The 16973-nt window shown below is 62.4% G+C and carries 16 protein-coding genes; 8 read left to right on the forward strand and 8 right to left on the reverse strand.

All coding sequences use genetic code 11. The features are described 5' to 3' along the window. The first annotated feature begins 6 nt into the window (after positions 1 to 6). Positions 7 to 1053 carry a quinone-dependent dihydroorotate dehydrogenase gene (locus tag QAO71_RS07070; protein ID WP_280165560.1) on the forward strand — a complete coding sequence of 349 codons (1047 nt, stop codon included), beginning with the start codon at positions 7 to 9 and terminating at the stop codon, positions 1051 to 1053. 89 nt (positions 1054 to 1142) lie between these two features. Here QAO71_RS07070 and rmf read toward each other — a convergent pair whose 3' ends face one another. Continuing rightward, positions 1143 to 1358: a ribosome modulation factor gene (gene rmf, locus QAO71_RS07075; protein WP_074779925.1), complete on the reverse strand. Its 216-nt coding sequence runs from the start codon at positions 1356 to 1358 to the stop codon at positions 1143 to 1145. A gap of 260 nt (positions 1359 to 1618) precedes the next feature. On the opposite strand from rmf, the gene rlmKL reads away from it, so the two are divergent. After that, positions 1619 to 3805, forward strand: a complete 2187-nt coding sequence (gene rlmKL / locus QAO71_RS07080; protein ID WP_280165664.1) for a bifunctional 23S rRNA (guanine(2069)-N(7))-methyltransferase RlmK/23S rRNA (guanine(2445)-N(2))-methyltransferase RlmL — start codon at positions 1619 to 1621, stop codon at positions 3803 to 3805. A gap of 65 nt (positions 3806 to 3870) precedes the next feature. Here rlmKL and dacB read toward each other — a convergent pair whose 3' ends face one another. The 3 genes from dacB to QAO71_RS07095 form a co-directional block, all read right to left on the reverse strand. Then, the gene (gene dacB / locus QAO71_RS07085; protein ID WP_280165561.1) at positions 3871 to 5343 is read right to left on the reverse strand and encodes a D-alanyl-D-alanine carboxypeptidase/D-alanyl-D-alanine-endopeptidase; all 1473 of its coding nucleotides are present in this window, start codon (positions 5341 to 5343) and stop codon (positions 3871 to 3873) included. Positions 5344 to 5493: 150 nt separating this feature from the next. Beyond that, complete coding sequence (locus QAO71_RS07090; protein ID WP_280165562.1) at positions 5494 to 6282, reverse strand: TatD family hydrolase; 789 nt, start codon at positions 6280 to 6282, stop codon at positions 5494 to 5496. A 14-nt stretch (positions 6283 to 6296) separates the two neighbouring features. Further along, complete coding sequence (locus QAO71_RS07095; RefSeq protein WP_036992383.1) at positions 6297 to 8003, reverse strand: DEAD/DEAH box helicase; 1707 nt, start codon at positions 8001 to 8003, stop codon at positions 6297 to 6299. 120 nt (positions 8004 to 8123) lie between these two features. Here QAO71_RS07095 and QAO71_RS07100 point away from each other — a divergent pair, with 120 nt between their 5' ends. Then, entirely contained in the window at positions 8124 to 9083 is a 960-nt protein-coding gene (locus QAO71_RS07100; protein WP_280165563.1) for a glutathione S-transferase family protein, read from the forward strand. A 14-nt stretch (positions 9084 to 9097) separates the two neighbouring features. Here QAO71_RS07100 and greB read toward each other — a convergent pair whose 3' ends face one another. Genes greB through QAO71_RS07115 form a run of 3 tightly spaced genes read right to left on the reverse strand, consistent with a single transcriptional unit; the run spans position 9098 to position 12773 of the window. Continuing rightward, positions 9098 to 9592 carry a transcription elongation factor GreB gene (gene greB / locus QAO71_RS07105; RefSeq protein WP_280165564.1) on the reverse strand — a complete coding sequence of 165 codons (495 nt, stop codon included), beginning with the start codon at positions 9590 to 9592 and terminating at the stop codon, positions 9098 to 9100. 2 nt (positions 9593 to 9594) lie between these two features. Beyond that, positions 9595 to 12096 carry an FtsX-like permease family protein gene (locus QAO71_RS07110; protein ID WP_280165565.1) on the reverse strand — a complete coding sequence of 834 codons (2502 nt, stop codon included), beginning with the start codon at positions 12094 to 12096 and terminating at the stop codon, positions 9595 to 9597. Beyond that, on the reverse strand, positions 12093 to 12773 hold the full coding sequence (locus QAO71_RS07115) for an ATP-binding cassette domain-containing protein (RefSeq protein ID WP_074779906.1): 681 nt from the start codon (positions 12771 to 12773) through the stop codon (positions 12093 to 12095). Before QAO71_RS07115 ends, QAO71_RS07110 begins: the two co-directional genes overlap by 4 nt. Before the next feature lie 65 nt (positions 12774 to 12838). Here QAO71_RS07115 and QAO71_RS07120 point away from each other — a divergent pair, with 65 nt between their 5' ends. The 3 genes from QAO71_RS07120 to QAO71_RS07130 are packed head-to-tail and all read left to right on the forward strand — an operon-like array spanning position 12839 to position 14696. Next, the gene (locus QAO71_RS07120; protein ID WP_235818273.1) at positions 12839 to 13405 is read left to right on the forward strand and encodes an arylesterase; all 567 of its coding nucleotides are present in this window, start codon (positions 12839 to 12841) and stop codon (positions 13403 to 13405) included. A 21-nt stretch (positions 13406 to 13426) separates the two neighbouring features. After that, entirely contained in the window at positions 13427 to 13759 is a 333-nt protein-coding gene (locus QAO71_RS07125) for a hypothetical protein (RefSeq protein ID WP_136869855.1), read from the forward strand. Between the two features lie 4 nt (positions 13760 to 13763). Continuing rightward, positions 13764 to 14696: a L,D-transpeptidase family protein gene (locus QAO71_RS07130; RefSeq protein WP_136869856.1), complete on the forward strand. Its 933-nt coding sequence runs from the start codon at positions 13764 to 13766 to the stop codon at positions 14694 to 14696. A 46-nt stretch (positions 14697 to 14742) separates the two neighbouring features. Here the strand turns inward: QAO71_RS07130 and QAO71_RS07135 are convergent, their stop codons facing one another. Next, complete coding sequence (locus tag QAO71_RS07135) at positions 14743 to 15000, reverse strand: Lpp/OprI family alanine-zipper lipoprotein (RefSeq protein ID WP_036992373.1); 258 nt, start codon at positions 14998 to 15000, stop codon at positions 14743 to 14745. A 209-nt stretch (positions 15001 to 15209) separates the two neighbouring features. Here QAO71_RS07135 and QAO71_RS07140 point away from each other — a divergent pair, with 209 nt between their 5' ends. Together QAO71_RS07140 and QAO71_RS07145 are read left to right on the forward strand one after the other, a co-directional pair. Continuing rightward, positions 15210 to 16610, forward strand: a complete 1401-nt coding sequence (locus tag QAO71_RS07140) for a GntP family permease (protein ID WP_074779899.1) — start codon at positions 15210 to 15212, stop codon at positions 16608 to 16610. Between the two features lie 84 nt (positions 16611 to 16694). Further along, positions 16695 to 16961 (forward strand): GNAT family N-acetyltransferase, encoded by a 267-nt coding sequence (locus QAO71_RS07145; RefSeq protein WP_036992372.1) that lies wholly within the window; start codon positions 16695 to 16697, stop codon positions 16959 to 16961. The last annotated feature ends 12 nt before the right edge of the window (positions 16962 to 16973 follow it).

Raw genomic sequence — 16973 nt, forward strand, 5'->3', positions numbered from 1 at the left:
CTCCCCATGTATTCCAACCTGCGTTCCCTGATGTTTCGCCTGCCTGCCGAAACCTCCCACGATCTGGCATTGGACATGCTCGGCGCAGCCGGCCGCCTGCGCCTGGCGTCCCGCTTGGCACGGCCAGTTCAGCCTCATCCAGTGAAGCTGCTGGGCATGACCTTCGATAATCCGGTTGGGCTTGCCGCCGGGCTGGACAAGAACGCAGTCGCGGTAGATGGCCTGGCGGGTCTGGGGTTCGGCTTTGTCGAGGTGGGCACGGTGACGCCTCGGCCGCAACCTGGTAATCCCAAGCCGCGCCTGTTCCGTCTGCCGCAGGCCAACGCCATCATCAATCGCATGGGTTTCAATAACCTGGGTGTGGATGCCCTGATGGAGCGCGTTGCCAAGGTCCGTTATCGCGGGGCGTTGGGGATCAATATCGGCAAGAATGCCAGCACATCGGTCGAGCGCGCGGTAGATGATTACCTGTATTGCCTGCGTAAGGTCTACAGTCACGCCGGCTACGTGACGGTGAATTTGTCCTCGCCGAATACGCCCGGGCTACGCACGCTGCAGTATGGCGATACGCTGAAGGTGCTGCTGGGCCAGATCAAGGCCTGCCAGCAGGAGTTGGCCAGTCTGTATGATCGTTACGTGCCGATCGCCATCAAGATCGCTCCAGACATGACGCCCGAGGAGGTGAGTCTGGTAGCGCGCACCTTGCTGGCGCAGGGTATGGACGCGGTTATCGCCACCAACACCACACTGGATCGCACGCGGGTGGCAGGACTGACGCATGCCGATGAGGCGGGTGGCTTGTCGGGTGGTCCCCTGACCGAGGTATCGACCGAGGTGATCCGAGTGCTGGCCGGGGAGCTCAAGGGGCAAATGCCGATCATCGGGGTTGGCGGTATCTTGAGCGGCGCTGATGCGGCGGCCAAGATCAACGCGGGTGCCAGCCTGGTGCAGCTCTACAGCGGTTTCATCTATCGCGGGCCGGAGCTGATTCGCGAATGTGTGGATGCCATCGCAGCCCTGCAGAGCGGTGCGGCGGAAACGGCCAGAAGCTGAATGAAATGGCCCCCGTAAACGGGGGCCTTGGGCCTCGCAGGCCCGACGCTTGGAGTAAGCGCCTTGGGAGAAAAGGGGTGAGGAGGGGATTACCCTACCGCGCGCATCTCGTTGAGTCGATGTACGCCTGAAATACCGGTGAATCCTGCCCAGTGATCGGCTCTGCCTTCACGCCAGCCATTGATCCAGTTTTGCCTGGCGGTGGTACTGTTGAAGGGACAGGAGTCTTGAGACTTGCCTTGAACGCCGTTCTGATATCCGCGCAAAAATGCTCGTTCCATCGGATCACGCTTTAGTCTTCTCATAAAGTACAGCCCTCGAGTGGTATGACAGCCCGACCGTTGTTCGGGGTCGGGATATGGCGCAGAAGAAGGGCCCTCTGCACCGGAGTCCGCAATAGTTGCGGATTCCTTATTCGGTTTACCAACGCAAAGTCTTGAGGTCCGTTGTACCCTATCGGAGCGGGCTTTGGAACGGTATTGGAAAGATCGAATTGGCATACTGGTATCATTGTTTAGAAGTCTCCATGCAACATAAACGTAACACTGCTCTGGAAATCAATGAGATGCGCGACACCCTTGAATTTTTTATAACCTGCCCGAAAGGTATCGAGGGCCTGCTGCTCGACGAGCTGCGCGCTCTTGGGGCAGGCTCCGCCCGGGAAACCGTCGCTGGGGTATATGCCGAGGGTGATCTGGAGCTGGGTTATCGGATATGTCTGTGGTCACGCCTGGCCAACCGGGTACTGCTGATCCTGGAGCGCTTTCCGGCCAGCGATGCCCAAGGCCTGTATGAAGGCGTGGCACGGGTGCAATGGGCCGACCATCTTGAACCCGACGGCAGCCTGGCCGTGGACTTCACCGGACAGTTGGCTGGCGTGGACAATACCCACTTCGGTGCGCTGCGGGTCAAGGATGCGATTGTCGATCGTCTGCGGACCCCGGAAGGTATTCGCCCTTCGGTGGACAAGGTAAGCCCGCATCTGCGGGTGAATGTGCATTGTCGCAATGGCGAAGTGCAGTTGGCGCTGGACCTGTCCGGCAGCAGCCTGCACCAGCGCGGCTATCGCCTCCAGCAAGGCGCCGCGCCGCTCAAGGAAAACCTCGCCGCCGCCGTATTGATTCGCGCCAACTGGCCGGCATTGGCTGCCCAGGGCGCGGCACTGGCCGATCCCATGTGCGGCTCCGGTACGTTCCTGGTGGAAGCAGGCCTGATGGCGGCGGATATCGCCCCCAACCTGCACCGCCAGCACTGGGGTTTCAGCCACTGGCTGCAACATGTGCCGGCTTTGTGGCAGCGGCTGCATGCGGAGGCGCAACAGCGCGCCGAGGCTGGCCTGGCTCGTCCGCCATTGTGGATTCGCGGCTATGAAGCCGATCCACGGCTACTGCAGCCGCTGCGCAACAACATTCAGCGGGCCGGCCTGGCGGAGTGGATCAAGGTCTATCAGGGCGAACTCGCGACCTTCGCGCCCAACCCTGACCGTGGCCAGGCTGGCCTGATCGTCTGCAACCCGCCCTATGGCGAACGCCTGGGCGACACCGCCAGTCTGGTCTATCTGTATCAGAAACTGGGCGATGTGCTGCGTACGCAGTGTACCGGTTGGCAGGCGGCGATCTTCACCGGAAACCCCGAACTGGGCCGGCGCATGGGTATCCGCAGCCACAAGCAGTATTCGCTGTTCAATGGCGCCTTGCCCTGCAAATTATTGATGATGGACCTGCAGCCCGAACGCTATATCACCGGGACCGCGCCGCATCAGGCGGAGCGGGAAGAAGGGCGTGACATCGCCGCACCGGTCGAGACCGGTGCGCGGCTCAGCGAATCGGCGCAGATGTTTGCCAACCGGCTGAAGAAGAACCTGAAAACGCTGGGTAAGTGGGCGCGGCAGCAGAACATCAGTTGCTACCGGCTATATGACGCGGATATGCCCGAATTCGCGGTGGCGATCGACCTCTACGGCGACTGGGCCCATGTGCAGGAATATGCGGCCCCGGCGAGCATCAGTGAAGACAAGGCCCAGGCCCGTCTACAGGATGTGCTGGTGGCATTGCCCCAGGTGCTGGGCATTCCGGCCAGTCAGGTGGTGCTCAAGCAGCGCCAGCGGCAGACCGGCAAGCAACAATACCAGCGCATGGATCGCCGGGGCGAATTCATGACGGTCACCGAAGGGCAGGTGAAGCTGCTGGTCAATCTGACCGATTACCTGGATACCGGCCTGTTCCTCGATCACCGGCCGATCCGCCTGCGCATCGCCGACGAGGCGCGGGGCAAGCGGTTTCTCAACCTGTTCTGCTATACCGCCAGTGCCTCGGTGCATGCGGCGGTGGGCGGTGCGCGCAAAACCACCAGCGTGGACCTGTCAAAGACCTACCTGGACTGGGCGCGGCGTAATCTGTCGTTGAACGGCTTGTCCGACCTGCATCAACTGGTGCAGGACGATGTCATGAAATGGCTGGAGCAGGACCGCGGCGAATACGAGCTGATCTTCATCGACCCGCCGACCTTTTCCAACTCCAAGCGCCTGGACGACGTCTTCGATGTGCAGCGCGACCATGTGCAACTGCTGGACATGGCCATGGCGCGGCTGGCGCCGGGCGGGGTGGTGTATTTCTCCAACAATTTCCGCCGCTTCCGTCTGGATCCGGTGCTGGAAGAAAAGTACCAGGTGCAGGATATTTCCGCGCAGACCCTGGACAAGGACTTCCAGCGTAATACGCGGATTCATCGGACGTGGCGGTTGAGTCGCTAAGTCAACAGTAAGCCTGTGATGCGCCAGGCCCTGAAAAGCGGGCGTTGGCTGCAGAGCCGGGATTCTTACCGGCTATCCGCCACATCCGTCGGCCCGCGGCGATGGACATCACTCAACAGGTTATCCAGCGCCTGCCGACTGGCCCCGGCGGCGGGGTGATTGACGATGGCGGCGACAGCCCAGCTCTGGCCGTTGTTATCCCGGGTAATACCGGCGATGGCCCGCACGTTACGCAGTGAGCCGGTCTTGATATGAGCCTGGCCGGCTACCGGCGTGTTGCGCATGCGGCGGCGCATGGTGCCATCCATCGCTGCCAGTGGCAGGGACGCGACGAACTCCGCCGCGTAGGGGCTCTCCCAGGCCTGCGCCAGCAACTGCGCCATGTCCCGCGCGGTCATGCGCTCCAGGCGTGACAATCCCGAGCCGTTTTCCAGCACCAGCCCGTTGGGCTGGATCTCCTTGTCCGCCAGCCATTGATTGATGATGCGGTTGGCCGCTTTATGATCATCCGTATCCGCCGCGCTGCGCTGCTCACGGCCAATGGTCAGGAACAGTTGCCGCGCCATGGTGTTGTTGCTGTACTTGTTGATGTCACGCACCACACTGACCAGGTCCGGCGAGGTGCTGCGGGCCAGCAGGCGTGCATCGGCGGGCGAGGGCCCGATGCGGTTGCCGCCATGGATGCGTCCGCCCATCTCGTGCCACAGGATGCGGATCAGGCTGGCGGTATAGACGGGGGCGTCCAGCACCGACAGATAGCGCTCGGCGTCACAACCCTCATGCAGGGAGCCGGTCAGGGTAATGGTGGCGCGCTTGCCGTCATCGCGGATGGCGTACGCCACGTTCGGCCACGGGCAGCTCTTGACTGCCGGCAGGGTGGTCAGTTGATTATCGATGGTGACTTCCGGCAGGGCCGGTTCCAGATGGGTGCGAACACCGTCAGCACTGGCAAAGCTCTTCAGCGACAGCAGCTTGAGATTGGTCAGCAGCGGATCGGGTTCGACCAGAAAGGGCTTGCTCGGATCATTGCCGTCATCACGGAACTGGCCGGCATCCAGCGGCAGGCGAATGTCTGCCGGTTGCAGCACCAGGTCGCCGCGCACCTCGCGCACTCCTGCGGCGCGCAAATCCCGCAACATCAACCACAGACGCTCCATGGTCAGCTTGGGATCGCCGCTGCTGCGAAATATCAGATCGCCCTGCAACTCGCCGCCGCTGATTGCGCCCGTGCCGTAGAGATCGGTCTGCCATTGGTAATTCGGGCCGAGCAGCTCCAGCGCCGCATAGGTGGTTACCAATTTCATGGTTGAGGCCGGGTTGACCGGCTGATCGGCATTCACATATTGCGCCAAGCCCTGGCCTTCCAGTGGAATGACCGCCAGTGCCATGGCATCGCCTGGGATCTTGGCAGCAGCCAGGGCTGAGCTGACCTTGGCGGGCAGGATGCCGCGATCACTTTGAGCGACAGTGACGCCGCTGACGAGTAGGCCGGCGAGGGGCAGGAGGCAGCACAGGGACAGTTTTTTCAGGCGCAGCATTGAGCGCGACTCCCAGGGAAAACGGGTGGTGAGGCTGTGCGGAGTGTCCTTTCCCGGAGTACAGCCGGTTGTCAGACAGGATAGCGTATGAGCGAGTCGGAAAACTACCGGTGGGGTGAGCGGCTGGGGTGTTTTTTGAGGGCGCGTGGATTACGGTAACCGGAAAAAAGCCCGGGCCGTCGCCGTGGTATGTTCCGCCAGCTGTTCCAGGCTTTCTTCACGACACTGCGCCACCATTGTCGCTACTTCGGGCAGCCATGCCGGCTCGTTGCGCCGGTTCTTCGGCTTGGGTGAAAGCGTTCTTGGCAGCAGCCAGGGAGCATCGGTTTCCAGCATCAGCCGGCCGGTGGGTATCTCGCTGACCAGCGGCTGCAAATGGGTGCCGCGCCGTTCGTCGCAGATCCAGCCGGTAATACCGATATGCAGGTCCAAGTCGAGATAGCCGTACAGCGCTGCCTTGTCGGCGGTAAAGCAATGTACCACCGCCGCCGGCAGTCGATCACGGAAGTCGCGCAGGATGCTCACCAGCGTGTCGCTGGCGTCGCGCTCATGCAGGAAGACGGGATAACCCAACTCCACGGCCAGCTCAAGCTGCTCTTCGAGAGCCTTGATCTGTTGTGGGCGGGGCGAGAAATCGCGGTTGAAGTCCAATCCGCATTCACCGATGGCGCGAACGCAGTCGGCCGCAGCCAGCAGACGCAGGTCAGCTGCCTGGGTGGTATTCCAGTGACGGGCTTCGTGGGGGTGAGCGCCGGCAGTGCAGAACAGCCGGAGCGGGTCCTCGGCGCATTGCGCCTGTATTGCAGCGCAATCTGCTACCGAGGTGGCGGTCAGTATCATCTGGCTGATACCGGCCGCCCAGGCCCGTTCGAGTACCGCTTCACGGTCCTTGTCAAAGGCGGCATCAAGCAGGTTGACGCCGATATCGACCCATTCCATGAAAACGGACCCGCTCAGCTGCGCCGAGGCGGCTTGGCTGCGCGGGGTTTGCCGGCAAAGTCCTTGCGCGGCGGACGCGGGCTGCGTGGACGCTCGGTTTCACCCGGCGGCAGCGGCCATTCGCGGATCTGCAGGGCCACACCATTGACCTCGACGCCGGCCAGCTTGCCCAGTACGGACTGATCCAGCTGTGGCAGGAAAACGCCAGTGTGCTCGGTGAACATCTTGATGTGACCGATCTGCTGACGGCGCAGGCCGCCATGTTTGACCAGTGCGTCGACCAACGGCTTGGGCATCAGGCCGTTGGAGCGACCACCCTGGACTTTATAACGCACCAGACCACTGTCGCGGTCATCGGACATTTCCCGGCGCGGCGGCGCGGCTGGCAGATCGGCTACCGGCTCGACCAGCGTCTTGGCGCTGGGCAGGGTTGCCAGCAGACTGGCGGCCAGTTCCAGCGGCTCCATATTGGTCAACTGCAGCAGCTCTTCCACCAGTTGCTGATGCAGCGCACCGGTATTTTCCGCAGCGTTCTGCAGGCGAGTGGCGAGCTTGGTCAGGCGACCGCTGCGCACCGCATCGGCGCTCGGCAGTGCCTGGGGCTCGATCTTCTGTCCGGTGGCCTTCTCCAGTACATGCAGCAGGCGACGCTCACGCGGGGTGGCGAACAGGATGGCGGTGCCGGAGCGACCGGCGCGGCCGGTACGGCCAATCCGGTGCACATAGGATTCGCTGTCGTGGGGCAGATCGTAGTTGAGTACGTGGGAAATGCGCTCCACGTCCAGACCACGGGCAGCCACGTCGGTAGCGACCACGATATCCAGCAGGCCGCGCTTGAGGCGGTCCACCACCTGCTCACGCAGTTGCTGGCTCAGGTCGCCGTTCAGCGCCGCAGCGGCAAAGCCACGGGCTTCCAGGCGCTCGGACAGTTCCAGGCTGGCAGTCTTGGTACGCACGAAGACAATCATGGCTTCGACCGGCTCGACTTCGAGCAGGCGGGTCATGGCGTCCAGCTTGTGGTGGTTGGCCACTTCCCAGACCTTCTGGGTAATGGTGTCCAGGCTGCTGCTCTTGCCGCTGTGCAGGCGGATTTCCTTCGGCTCGCGCATGTGCTTGCGAGCCACGGTGCGCACGCCGGCAGGCATGGTGGCGGAGAACAGCGCCTTCTGGGTCTGCTCCGGCACTTTCTCGAAGACGGCTTCGAGATCGTCGGCGAAGCCCATCTTGAGCATCTCGTCGGCTTCGTCCAGCACCAGGAAGCGCATGTTGTCGAACTTGATGCTGCCGCGACGCATGTGGTCGGTCAGGCGACCCGGGGTGGCCACGACGACGTGGGCGCCTCGCTCCAGAGCCTTGAACTGCGGAGCGAAGGGGGAGCCGCCGTAGAGGGCCAGCACGGAAAAGCCACGCATATTCTGCGCGTAGCGCTGCAGCGCTTCAGCGACCTGCAGAGCCAGTTCGCGGGTCGGAGTGAGAACCAGCGCCTGGGTGGCGCGGATGCTGACGTCGATACCTGCCAGTACCGGCAGGGAAAAGGCCGCGGTCTTGCCGGTGCCGGTCTGTGCCAGGCCCAGCAGGTCTTCGCCGGCCAACAGAGTCGGAATAGCCTCGGCCTGGATAGGAGAGGGTGTTTCATAGCCGAGGCTGTTCAGAGCCTCAAGAAGCGGTGCAGGCAAGCCGAGATCGGCAAACTGCGGTGCCGCCGGAGCGGTATCGGACATACGGGAAGTAAACCTTGGGGGATTGAAGATCGCGTAGTATACGCTTATCCAATATAAATTGCTGCAGACATTTCGCAGTGCGCAGTGTCACACGTCGAACAGACAAGCCGGAGGTGCAGAATGGGACGCCTGATCAAGGGTGTATGGCATGACCAATGGTATGACACCAGCGCCACCGGGGGCGCTTTCGTGCGTGAAGACGCTGGGTATCGCCACGGGATCGAGGAGGGCGGTCGCTTCGCTCCGGAGAGCGGGCGGTATCACCTGTATGTCTCTCTGGCCTGCCCCTGGGCGCACCGCACCCTGATACTGCGCAGGCTCAAGGGGCTGGAGCCGCACATCGATGTGACCGTGGTGCATCCGCACATGCTCGATCAGGGCTGGGTCTATGATCCGGTCGAGCCGCTCTACGGTTTCGCCTGCCATCATCAGCTATACACCCTGGCCAAGCCGGACTACAGCGGTCGGGTGACGGTGCCGGTATTGTGGGACAAGCAGGAACAGACCATCGTCAATAACGAGTCGGCGGAGATCGTGCGCATCTTCAACAGCGCCTTCGATACCCTGACCGGCAACACCGAGGATTACTATCCCGAGTCGTTACGCGGGGAAATCGACCGGTTGAACGAGCGTATCTACAACGAAGTGAACAATGGCGTCTACAAAACCGGGTTTGCCACTGCTCAGGACGTCTACGAGAAGGAGTGCCGGACGTTGTTCGCCGCGCTGGACTGGCTCGACGGCCTGCTCGCGGAGCGGCGCTACCTGACTGGGGAGCGCATTACCGAGGCGGATTGGCGGTTGTTCACTACGCTGGTGCGGTTTGATCCGGTCTACCACGGTCACTTCAAGTGCAATATCCGGCGTATCGAGGATTATTCCCATCTCTCCGGTTATCTGCGCGAACTCTATCAGTGGCCGGGCGTTGCCGAGACGGTCAGCTTCGAGCATATCAAGCAGCATTACTACTACAGCCATGCCACCATCAACCCGACGCGCATCGTGCCGCTGGGCGAGGGGCAGGATCTGACGTTGCCCCATGGGCGCGGGGTGCGGCCGGCGGAGTGGCTCGGGCTTTAAGCGAGGAGGCTGGCTCAGTACTGGATAGCTATCACCCAATACAGCCGCTCACCCGCCGGCGCCTGTACCACCACCTCGTCATCCACCCGCTTGCCCAGCAGTGCGCGGGCCAGAGGGCTGTCGATGCTGATGTGCTGTTGCTTGGGATCGATCTCGTCGGGGCCGACGATGCGGACTGTCAGTGGCTGGCCATCCTCGTCCTCCAGTTCGACCCGGGCGCTGAAGAAGATCTTGTCGGGGTCGCTGGGCGGCTGGTCGATGATTTTCAGGTTTTCCAGCCGCTTGCGCAGAAAGCGCACGCGACTGTCGATCTGGCGCAGCATCTTCTTGCCATAGGTGTACTCGGCGTTCTCCGAGCGGTCGCCCTGGGCGGCAGCTTCGCTGACCGCGCGGGTGACTTCCGGGCGTTGCACATTCCACAACTGGTGCAGCTCAGCGCGCAGGCGTTGTGCGCCGTCGGCGGTGATCAATGGCGTGCCAGCAGAGCGCGGCGGGCGATAGCGGCTCATGTTCAGGCTCCCCGGTTGATCAGTTTCATTGGGCTCTGGTTGACCACGGCGCGGGTACCGAGGGCGCCAGCGAGGCCGATCAGCAAGGCGCCACCGAGGGGGACCAGTAGCCAGAGCAGGTAATGCGGCTGCCATTGCAGATCCAGGGCGTAGCGGTACAGCAGCCAGGTGATGAGCTCGGCGGCGACGATGGCCAGCAGGCCGGCAAGGGCACCGAGCAGGGCAAATTCCAGTCGGTTGGCCTGGCGCAGCAGTTGCCGGCGGGCGCCCAGGGTACGCAGCAGGGCGCCTTCATATAGCCGGGTATCCAGCGTCGATTGCAGCGAAGCAAACAGCACGGTGAAGCCGGCCAGCAGTACGAACACCAGCACATATTCCACCGCCAGGGTGACCTGATCGAGAATTTCGCGCAGTTGCTGCAGGATGGCTTCGACTTCCAGTAGCGTCATCGCCGGGAAGGTGCGGGTCAGTTCGCGCAATCCCTCGCGCTGCTCCGGTGGCAGGTGGAAGCTGGTCAGCAGGGTGCTGGGCAGGCCGTCCAGCGCACCGGGTGAGAACACCATGTAGAAGTTGGGAGTGAAGTTGTCCCAATTGACCTCGCGCACACTGCTGACCTCGGCCTCCACCGTGGCCCCGCTGATGAGGAAACTCAGTTGATCCCCCAGGCTCACACCAAGACTGTCCGCCAGTTCCGCTTCGATGGAAACGCGATGGCCATCGCTGGCTGGCAGTTGATCCCACCACTGGCCGTCACGCAGCAGGTTGTCCGGCGCCAGGTCGGCGGCCCAGGTCAGGCTCAGGTCGCGATTGATGGCGCGTTCGCCGGGGCTGTCCTTGGTGACATGCTCGCGTACGGCTTCGCCATTGATGGCGGTCAGCCGCCCCGGCGCAACCGGATACAGCGGCGCGCTGCGCGCCCCGATATCGGCCAGCGTCTGACGGAATGCCGGTTCTTCGGCGGGCAGGATATTCAGTGCAAAATGGTTGGGTGCGTCCTCCGGCAGTTGGGCTTGCCAGCTGTCCAGCAACTCGGTACGCAGGATGAAGATCACCACCATGGACATCAGGATCAGGCCAAAGGCAAGAATCTGGCCCGCGGCGGCGCTCGGTTGTTTCAGCAGCTGCCCGCTGCCCAGGCGCCAGGCCAGACCGGCGTTGCGCAGGCGCTTGCCGCTGGCCTGTAACAGCGCCCAGGCGAGGCTGCCGAGCAGCAGGGCGGCCAGCGCGCCGCCGAAAATCACGGCCAGCGTCATCGGCAGGTTGCCGGTGAACTGCCACATCAGCAGGCTGAGCCCGCCCAATGCCAGTCCGTAGATCAGCCAGGCACTGCCGGGCAACGGTGTCAGCTCGCGGCGCAATACCCGCAGCGGGGATACCCGGCCCAACCGCAACAGCGGCGGCAGGGCAAAGCCGAGCAGGCCGACCAGGCCGGTGGCGGTGCCGACCAGCAGCGGCTTGATCCCGGCCTGGGGCAGGTCCGGCGGCAGTAGCTCACGGAGCAGATGCACCAGCCCCCACTGCATGAGCCAGCCCAGCAGCAGCCCGATCAGCGTGGCGACGATACCCAGTCCGAGCAGCTGGATCAGGAACAGCCTCAGCGCCCGGCGGCGGCTGGCACCCAGGCAACGCAGCAGCGCGCTGGTGTCGTAATGTCGGCTGGCAAAGCGGCTGGCGGACAGTGCGACGGCGACTCCCGCCAGCACCACTGCCGCGATGCTGGCCAGCCCGAGAAACTGGTTGGAACGCTCCAGTGCGCTGCCAATCTGACGATTGTCGTCGGCGACCGAGGTCAGCCGCTGATGGTCTTCCAGACGCGGTTCCAGCCATTGGCGATAGGCTTGCAGGTCGGCTTCGTTACCGCTGAGCAGCAGGCGATAGCGCACCCGGCTGCCGGGCTGTACGACCCGGGTTGCTTGCAGGTCGTCGAGGTTCATCAGCACCCGTGGCGTGAGGCTGTAGAAGTCACCGGCACGATCCGGCTCATGAGTCAGCAGGGCGGCGATCCGCAATTGGGCATAGCCGATCTCCAATTGGTCGCCGATCGCCAGTCCGAGCACATTCAGCAGGCGCGGTTCAATCCACAAGGTGCCGCCCTCGGGGATGCCGGCAGCGACCTGTTCGCCGCCGAACTGCTGTTGGCTGGTACGCACCTCGCCGCGCAACGGATAGCCGGGGCCGACGGCCTTGATGCTGCTGAGCTGCATCTCGGAAGCACTTGAAGTTACGCTTGAAAAATCAACAATATCAGTATGTTGCAGATTATTGTTAATCGCTTCCTGAAGATATTCCTCGGGCAGCGGCTCGCGTGATGAGATGCGCATGTCCGCGCCCAGAAACTCCGCGGCACGCGTCGCCATGCCGCGTTGCAGGCGATCGGTAAAGAAACTGATGGCGGTGCTGACGAGCACGGCGATCACCAATGCCAGCAGCATGATGCGCAATTCTCCGGCGCGCCATTCGCGCAGCAGCAGGCGCGAGGCCAGTGGCAGGTCGCGATTCATCATACCTGCTCTTCCTTGAGGCGCCCGGCTTCCAGGTGCAACGCATGTTCACAGCGCTGGGCCAGGCGCTCATCGTGAGTAACCATCACCAGAGTGGTGCCCTGTTCGCGGTTGAGCTCGAACAGCAGGTCGGTGATATGGGCGCCGGTGACAGCATCCAGGTTGCCGGTGGGCTCATCGGCAAACAGGATGGCGGGTTCGCAGGCGAAGGCGCGGGCAATGGCGACGCGCTGTTGCTCGCCGCCGGACAGCTGGCGGGGATAGTGGCTGGTGCGATGCTCCAGGCCCACCCGCTCCAGCAGCTGCCGGGCGCGGGCAGCGGCGTCCCGCCGGCCTTCCAGCTCCAGCGGCAGCATGACGTTTTCCAGGGCATTGAGACTGTCGAGCAATTGAAAGGACTGGAATACGAAGCCCACCTGCTCGGCGCGCAGGGCGGCGCGTTGGTCCTCATCCAGCATGCCGAGGGATTCGCCGGCCAGTATCACCTCACCGTGACTGGGCAGATCCAGTCCGGCCAGCAGGCTCAGCAGGGTGGACTTGCCCGAGCCGGAAGCGCCAACGATGGCCACACTGGCGCCGCGCTGGATCTCCAGGCTGACGTTGTCGAGGATGGTCAGCTTCGCTTCCGGGGCATCGACGACTTTGCTAAGGTGGCGGGCAATGATGACGCTGTCTGACATGGGGATCGGCCTTGATGAATGTCTGGAAGAAATGCGCTGCTGCGGTCCTGTTCTGCCTGCTGGCGATGCCCGTGTCGGCGCAGAACGTTCTGCTGGTCGGCGATAGTATCAGTGCCGCTTTCGGTCTGGAAATCGAGCAGGGCTGGGTCCGGCTGCTGGAACAGCGTCTGGCAGAGCAGAATGAACCTTATGAGGTGGTTAATGCCTCGGTCAGCGGCGACACCACTGCAGGCGGTCTGGCCCGGCTCCCGGCGCTGTTGGAGCAGGCTTCACCGGAACTGGTGGTGATTGAGCTGGGCGGCAATGATGGGCTGCGGGCGCTGCCGGTGGCCAATATGCAACAGAATCTTTCGGCCATGGTTTCCCTGGCCCGGGAGGCCGGTGCGGATGTCATTCTGCTGGGTATGCGCATCCCGCCAAACTACGGTCCCCGTTACTCCGAGGCCTTCGAAAACGCTTTTGTCGAGGTGGCAGATGAACATGACGTGCCTCTGGTGCCCTTTTTACTGGAAGGCGCGGGCGGTGTGGAAGGCATGATGCAGAGCGACGGCGTGCATCCAACCGCTGCAGCCCAGCCGATTTTGCTGGATAATGCCTGGCCGGCCATCAAGCAGTGGCTTGATGGCAATTAATCGGTATGAGGAGCAGGTTGCGTGACGATGTCCTGGATTTCCAGACGGTGGTGTGTGGTGGAGCAGGATGAGCAACAGGACCTGTTCGTGGGAGATCCCTGGCATTTCCATCTGGTCGATATCAATCTGCGGCTGGACGCGCCGCTGGAGCGATCGCTGTGCGGTGATCTGCTGCCTTCCCGGCCGGTCTATCGGGAGTTGACCCGCCAGTTGGTGAAGAATCTGTGCCCGCATTGTCGAGATACAGCGCAGACCCTGCGGGATACCGGGCGACGGCCGGCAGCAGCCCGCCGTGCCTCGGGGTTGCCGTCCATTGGTCAGCAATTTGATCTGTATGCACCCGTGGGGAGTTGAACGAATGAAATACCTGCCTGGCAAGAGATGGTTTGGTGTCGGTTTGCTCTCAGCCTGTCTGGGCTGCGCCGCGCATGCCGCCGACTTCCCTCTGGCGCCTGGGCAGCAGCTGGTGGGCTCGGTTCAGACAGTGGAGGCGGTGTACGAGGACACTTTCGCTGATCTCGGCGAGACCTACGGCTTCGGCTTTCTCGAAATGCAGGCAGCCAACCCGGGTGTCGACGCCTGGTTGCCGGGCGAAGGTACGACGATACGGCTACCTGGCCAGTTCATCCTGCCGGATGCACCGCGCAGCGGCATCGTCATCAATCTGCCGGAATACCGCCTCTACCATTACCCGGCTGATGGCGGCAGGGTCAGTACCTGGCCGGTAGGTATCGGCCGGGAAGGCTGGTCCTCGCCCATAGGGCAGACGCGTGTTGCGCGCAAGGAGGCCAATCCATCCTGGTACCCGCCGCAATCAATCCGCGCGGAACATGCCGCCGCTGGCGACCCGCTGCCCGCAGTGGTGCCGCCGGGACCGGACAATCCCATGGGGCCGTTCAAGATGAACCTGGCCATGAGCGGCTACGTCATTCATGGCACCAACAAGTCGTTCGGCATCGGTATGCGCGTCAGCCATGGCTGCTTTCGGATGAACAATGCGGATGTGACGGAGCTGTTTCCGCAAGTGCCCATCGGTACCGAGGTGACCATCGTCAACCAGCCATACAAGCTGGGAGTGCAGGATGGCAGGTTGTATCTGGAGGTGCATACGCCGCTGGATGAACAAGGCCTTCCGTCAGCGTTGGACAAGCAGGCGGCGATCCAGGAGCTGTTGCAGGCTCAGGGTGAGCTGATCAGCGGCTACCGGCTGGATTGGCAGAAGATCCGCGATATGGTCTTTGCCGAAGAGGGGGTGCCGGCGGTGATCGGCGAACCCTACCGGTCGATCTGAGGCGGGGCAGCAAAGGCGCCCAGCTCGCGCTGGACGCCTGACAAGCTTACTTGCGGCTCGCTCGCTCGAGCATGCGCAGGGCGCGCTCGTTGGCTTCATCAGCGGTTTGCTGGGCGCGTTGGGCCGCAGCCAGCGCCTCATCCGCCTTGCGGTTGGCTTCATCTGCGGTGGATTGTGCACGGGCAGCGGCATTTTCATTGGCGGACAGGCGAGTGCCGGTCTCTTCCTGATATTGGTTACTGCTGCAACCGACAGCAAGCAGGCCAGCCAGCGACAAAGCCGAAAGTTTCAATGCGATGTTCATCGTAATACCCCTTTGGTTGACAATAGTGTCGTTTTGCCGACCGATTCATATTAGCAGTTATCCCGACGAGTGGAGATTGACGAGCGTCATAAACGGTGGCGGTTTGATGATATTCAGCTCATTGACTGAGTGGCCGCGCAGTTTGTTCCCAAGGCCGTCTGGGTTAAGGTGATTCCACGCAAAAAAAAATACAAACAAGGATGCGCTTCATGCTGGGTTATCTGGGGTTGTTTGCCGGGCTCGCACTGCTTATCGGGTTCGCGCTCAGGGGTGTGAATATTTTTCTGGCGTCGGTGATCTGCGCCCTGGTGGTGGCCATCCCCAATGGCATCCTGGTGCCCGCGGCGCTGCTGGAGCACTATCCCTTCGGTGCACTGGGCGCTTTTACTTTCGCCGGCAAGTTCTTTCTGCTGTTTCTCTGTGGTGCAATTTTCGGCAAGGCCATGGCCACCAGCCAGGCGGCCAAGAGTATCGCCGTTGCCATTACCCGCGGCTTGGGCGTCAAGCACACGTTGCTGGTGGGGATGGTCGTCTGCGCTTTGCTGACCTATGGCGGGGTGGTGGTCTTCGTGGTGGTGTTCACCATGTACCCGCTGGGTATTACCCTGATGCGCGAGGCCAACCTGCCGAAGCGGATCTGGTGTGCGGCCACCTCCGTCGGTGCTGGCACCTTCACCATGACCGCGCTGCCCGGTACGCCCTCGATTCACAACGTGATATCCGCCAGCGCGCTGGGTACGGATCTGTTCGCCGGTGGCTGGATCGGTATATTCGCTGCAGTGGTGATGGGCGGTCTGGGTATGTGGTATGTCGAGCGCGAATGGCGTCTGGCTCGTGCCAAGGGTGAAGGCTTCGTCGAAAACGCCCAGGATGTGCGGATGGAGCAGTTGATCGGTGATCCGAATGATGCGCCGCCATGGGGGCTGGCACTGGTTCCGCTGGTGCTGGTACTGGGTGTGATCATGCTGCCGCGACTGATCCTGGGCATGGCGGACTGGTCGCAGACCGAAGGCATGTTCGCGAGCATTCTGCGCTTCAGCGCGGCGCAGCCGATCATCTGGCCGAGTATTGCACTGGTAATCGGCGCGCTGTCCTGCGGGGTCCTGTTTGTCAGTGCCCGGCGCAAGCTTGGTCAGGTATTCGGCCAGGGTGCGGAAGACTCGATCATGCCGCTGCTCAACACCGCCGCAGTGATCGGCTTCGGTGGTGTAGTGACCCAGACGGCCGGCTTTGGTGAATTCGCCCAGTGGATTCTGGGTGTCGACATGCCGCCGCTGTTATCGGTATTCACCTCGGTCAGTACGTTGTCGGCGATTGTCGGCTCCTCTTCCGGCGGCCTGCAGATCTTCATGCAGACACTGGCGCCCAGCTATCTGGAAATGGGTATCCAGCCGGAGATTCTTCATCGTATCGCGGCGATTGCCGCAGGCGGTCTGGATTCGCTCCCCCATTGTGGTGCGGTCATTGCCACCTTCATGATCATGGGGTTGTCGCACCGGGAAGCCTACAAGGACATGTTCGTTGTTACCGTGGCGGTGCCGGTGATAGCCTGTCTGCTGTCCATTGCACTGTTGATGGCCTTGGGGGTTGGCGTTACGCCGCCAGCCTGAGGCGTGCGGCAGCGGCGGAATCTTTTGCTGCTGCCGCAGGTCAACTGTGTTCAGCATTCACGTTGCATTATCAGGGAGACTGCCATGACCTCCGCTGCTCCGGTCCAGCATGACGCCGAAGGCAAGCAGTTCTATATCGACGCCGAGGGTGGACGAGCCTATCTTGCCTATATGGACCTGGGCAAGCAGACCATGGATATCTATCGAACCTTTGTGCCAGATGCGCTGCGCGGTCAGGGGCTGGCCGCCAGGCTCGCTGCCGAGGCGCTGAAGTATGCCGGAGAGCAGGGCTACACGGTGATCCCGTCCTGTTCCTATGTCGAGCGCTACATGCAAGAACATCCCAGCTGACATGAAAAACCC

The organism is Halopseudomonas sp. SMJS2 (assembly GCF_029866945.1).
Taxonomy (GTDB): domain Bacteria; phylum Pseudomonadota; class Gammaproteobacteria; order Pseudomonadales; family Pseudomonadaceae; genus Halopseudomonas; species Halopseudomonas bauzanensis.

Excerpts from the sequence above, each read along its gene's own strand:
- QAO71_RS07115 (WP_074779906.1), bottom strand. The coding sequence starts at position 12,773 with ATGTCAGACAGCGTCATCATTGCCCGCCACCTTAGCAAAGTCGTCGAT.
- QAO71_RS07090 (WP_280165562.1), bottom strand. The coding sequence starts at position 6,282 with ATGGAATGGGTCGATATCGGCGTCAACCTGCTTGATGCCGCCTTTGAC.
- QAO71_RS07140 (WP_074779899.1), top strand. The coding sequence starts at position 15,210 with ATGCTGGGTTATCTGGGGTTGTTTGCCGGGCTCGCACTGCTTATCGGG.
- QAO71_RS07145 (WP_036992372.1), top strand. The coding sequence starts at position 16,695 with ATGACCTCCGCTGCTCCGGTCCAGCATGACGCCGAAGGCAAGCAGTTC.
- QAO71_RS07095 (WP_036992383.1), bottom strand. The coding sequence starts at position 8,003 with ATGTCCGATACCGCTCCGGCGGCACCGCAGTTTGCCGATCTCGGCTTG.
- QAO71_RS07100 (WP_280165563.1), top strand. The coding sequence starts at position 8,124 with ATGGGACGCCTGATCAAGGGTGTATGGCATGACCAATGGTATGACACC.
- QAO71_RS07130 (WP_136869856.1), top strand. The coding sequence starts at position 13,764 with ATGAAATACCTGCCTGGCAAGAGATGGTTTGGTGTCGGTTTGCTCTCA.
- dacB (WP_280165561.1), bottom strand. The coding sequence starts at position 5,343 with ATGCTGCGCCTGAAAAAACTGTCCCTGTGCTGCCTCCTGCCCCTCGCC.
- rmf (WP_074779925.1), bottom strand. The coding sequence starts at position 1,358 with ATGAGAAGACTAAAGCGTGATCCGATGGAACGAGCATTTTTGCGCGGA.
- greB (WP_280165564.1), bottom strand. The coding sequence starts at position 9,592 with ATGAGCCGCTATCGCCCGCCGCGCTCTGCTGGCACGCCATTGATCACC.
- QAO71_RS07120 (WP_235818273.1), top strand. The coding sequence starts at position 12,839 with ATGCCCGTGTCGGCGCAGAACGTTCTGCTGGTCGGCGATAGTATCAGT.
- QAO71_RS07135 (WP_036992373.1), bottom strand. The coding sequence starts at position 15,000 with ATGAACATCGCATTGAAACTTTCGGCTTTGTCGCTGGCTGGCCTGCTT.
- rlmKL (WP_280165664.1), top strand. The coding sequence starts at position 1,619 with ATGCGCGACACCCTTGAATTTTTTATAACCTGCCCGAAAGGTATCGAG.
- QAO71_RS07110 (WP_280165565.1), bottom strand. The coding sequence starts at position 12,096 with ATGATGAATCGCGACCTGCCACTGGCCTCGCGCCTGCTGCTGCGCGAA.
- QAO71_RS07070 (WP_280165560.1), top strand. The coding sequence starts at position 7 with ATGTATTCCAACCTGCGTTCCCTGATGTTTCGCCTGCCTGCCGAAACC.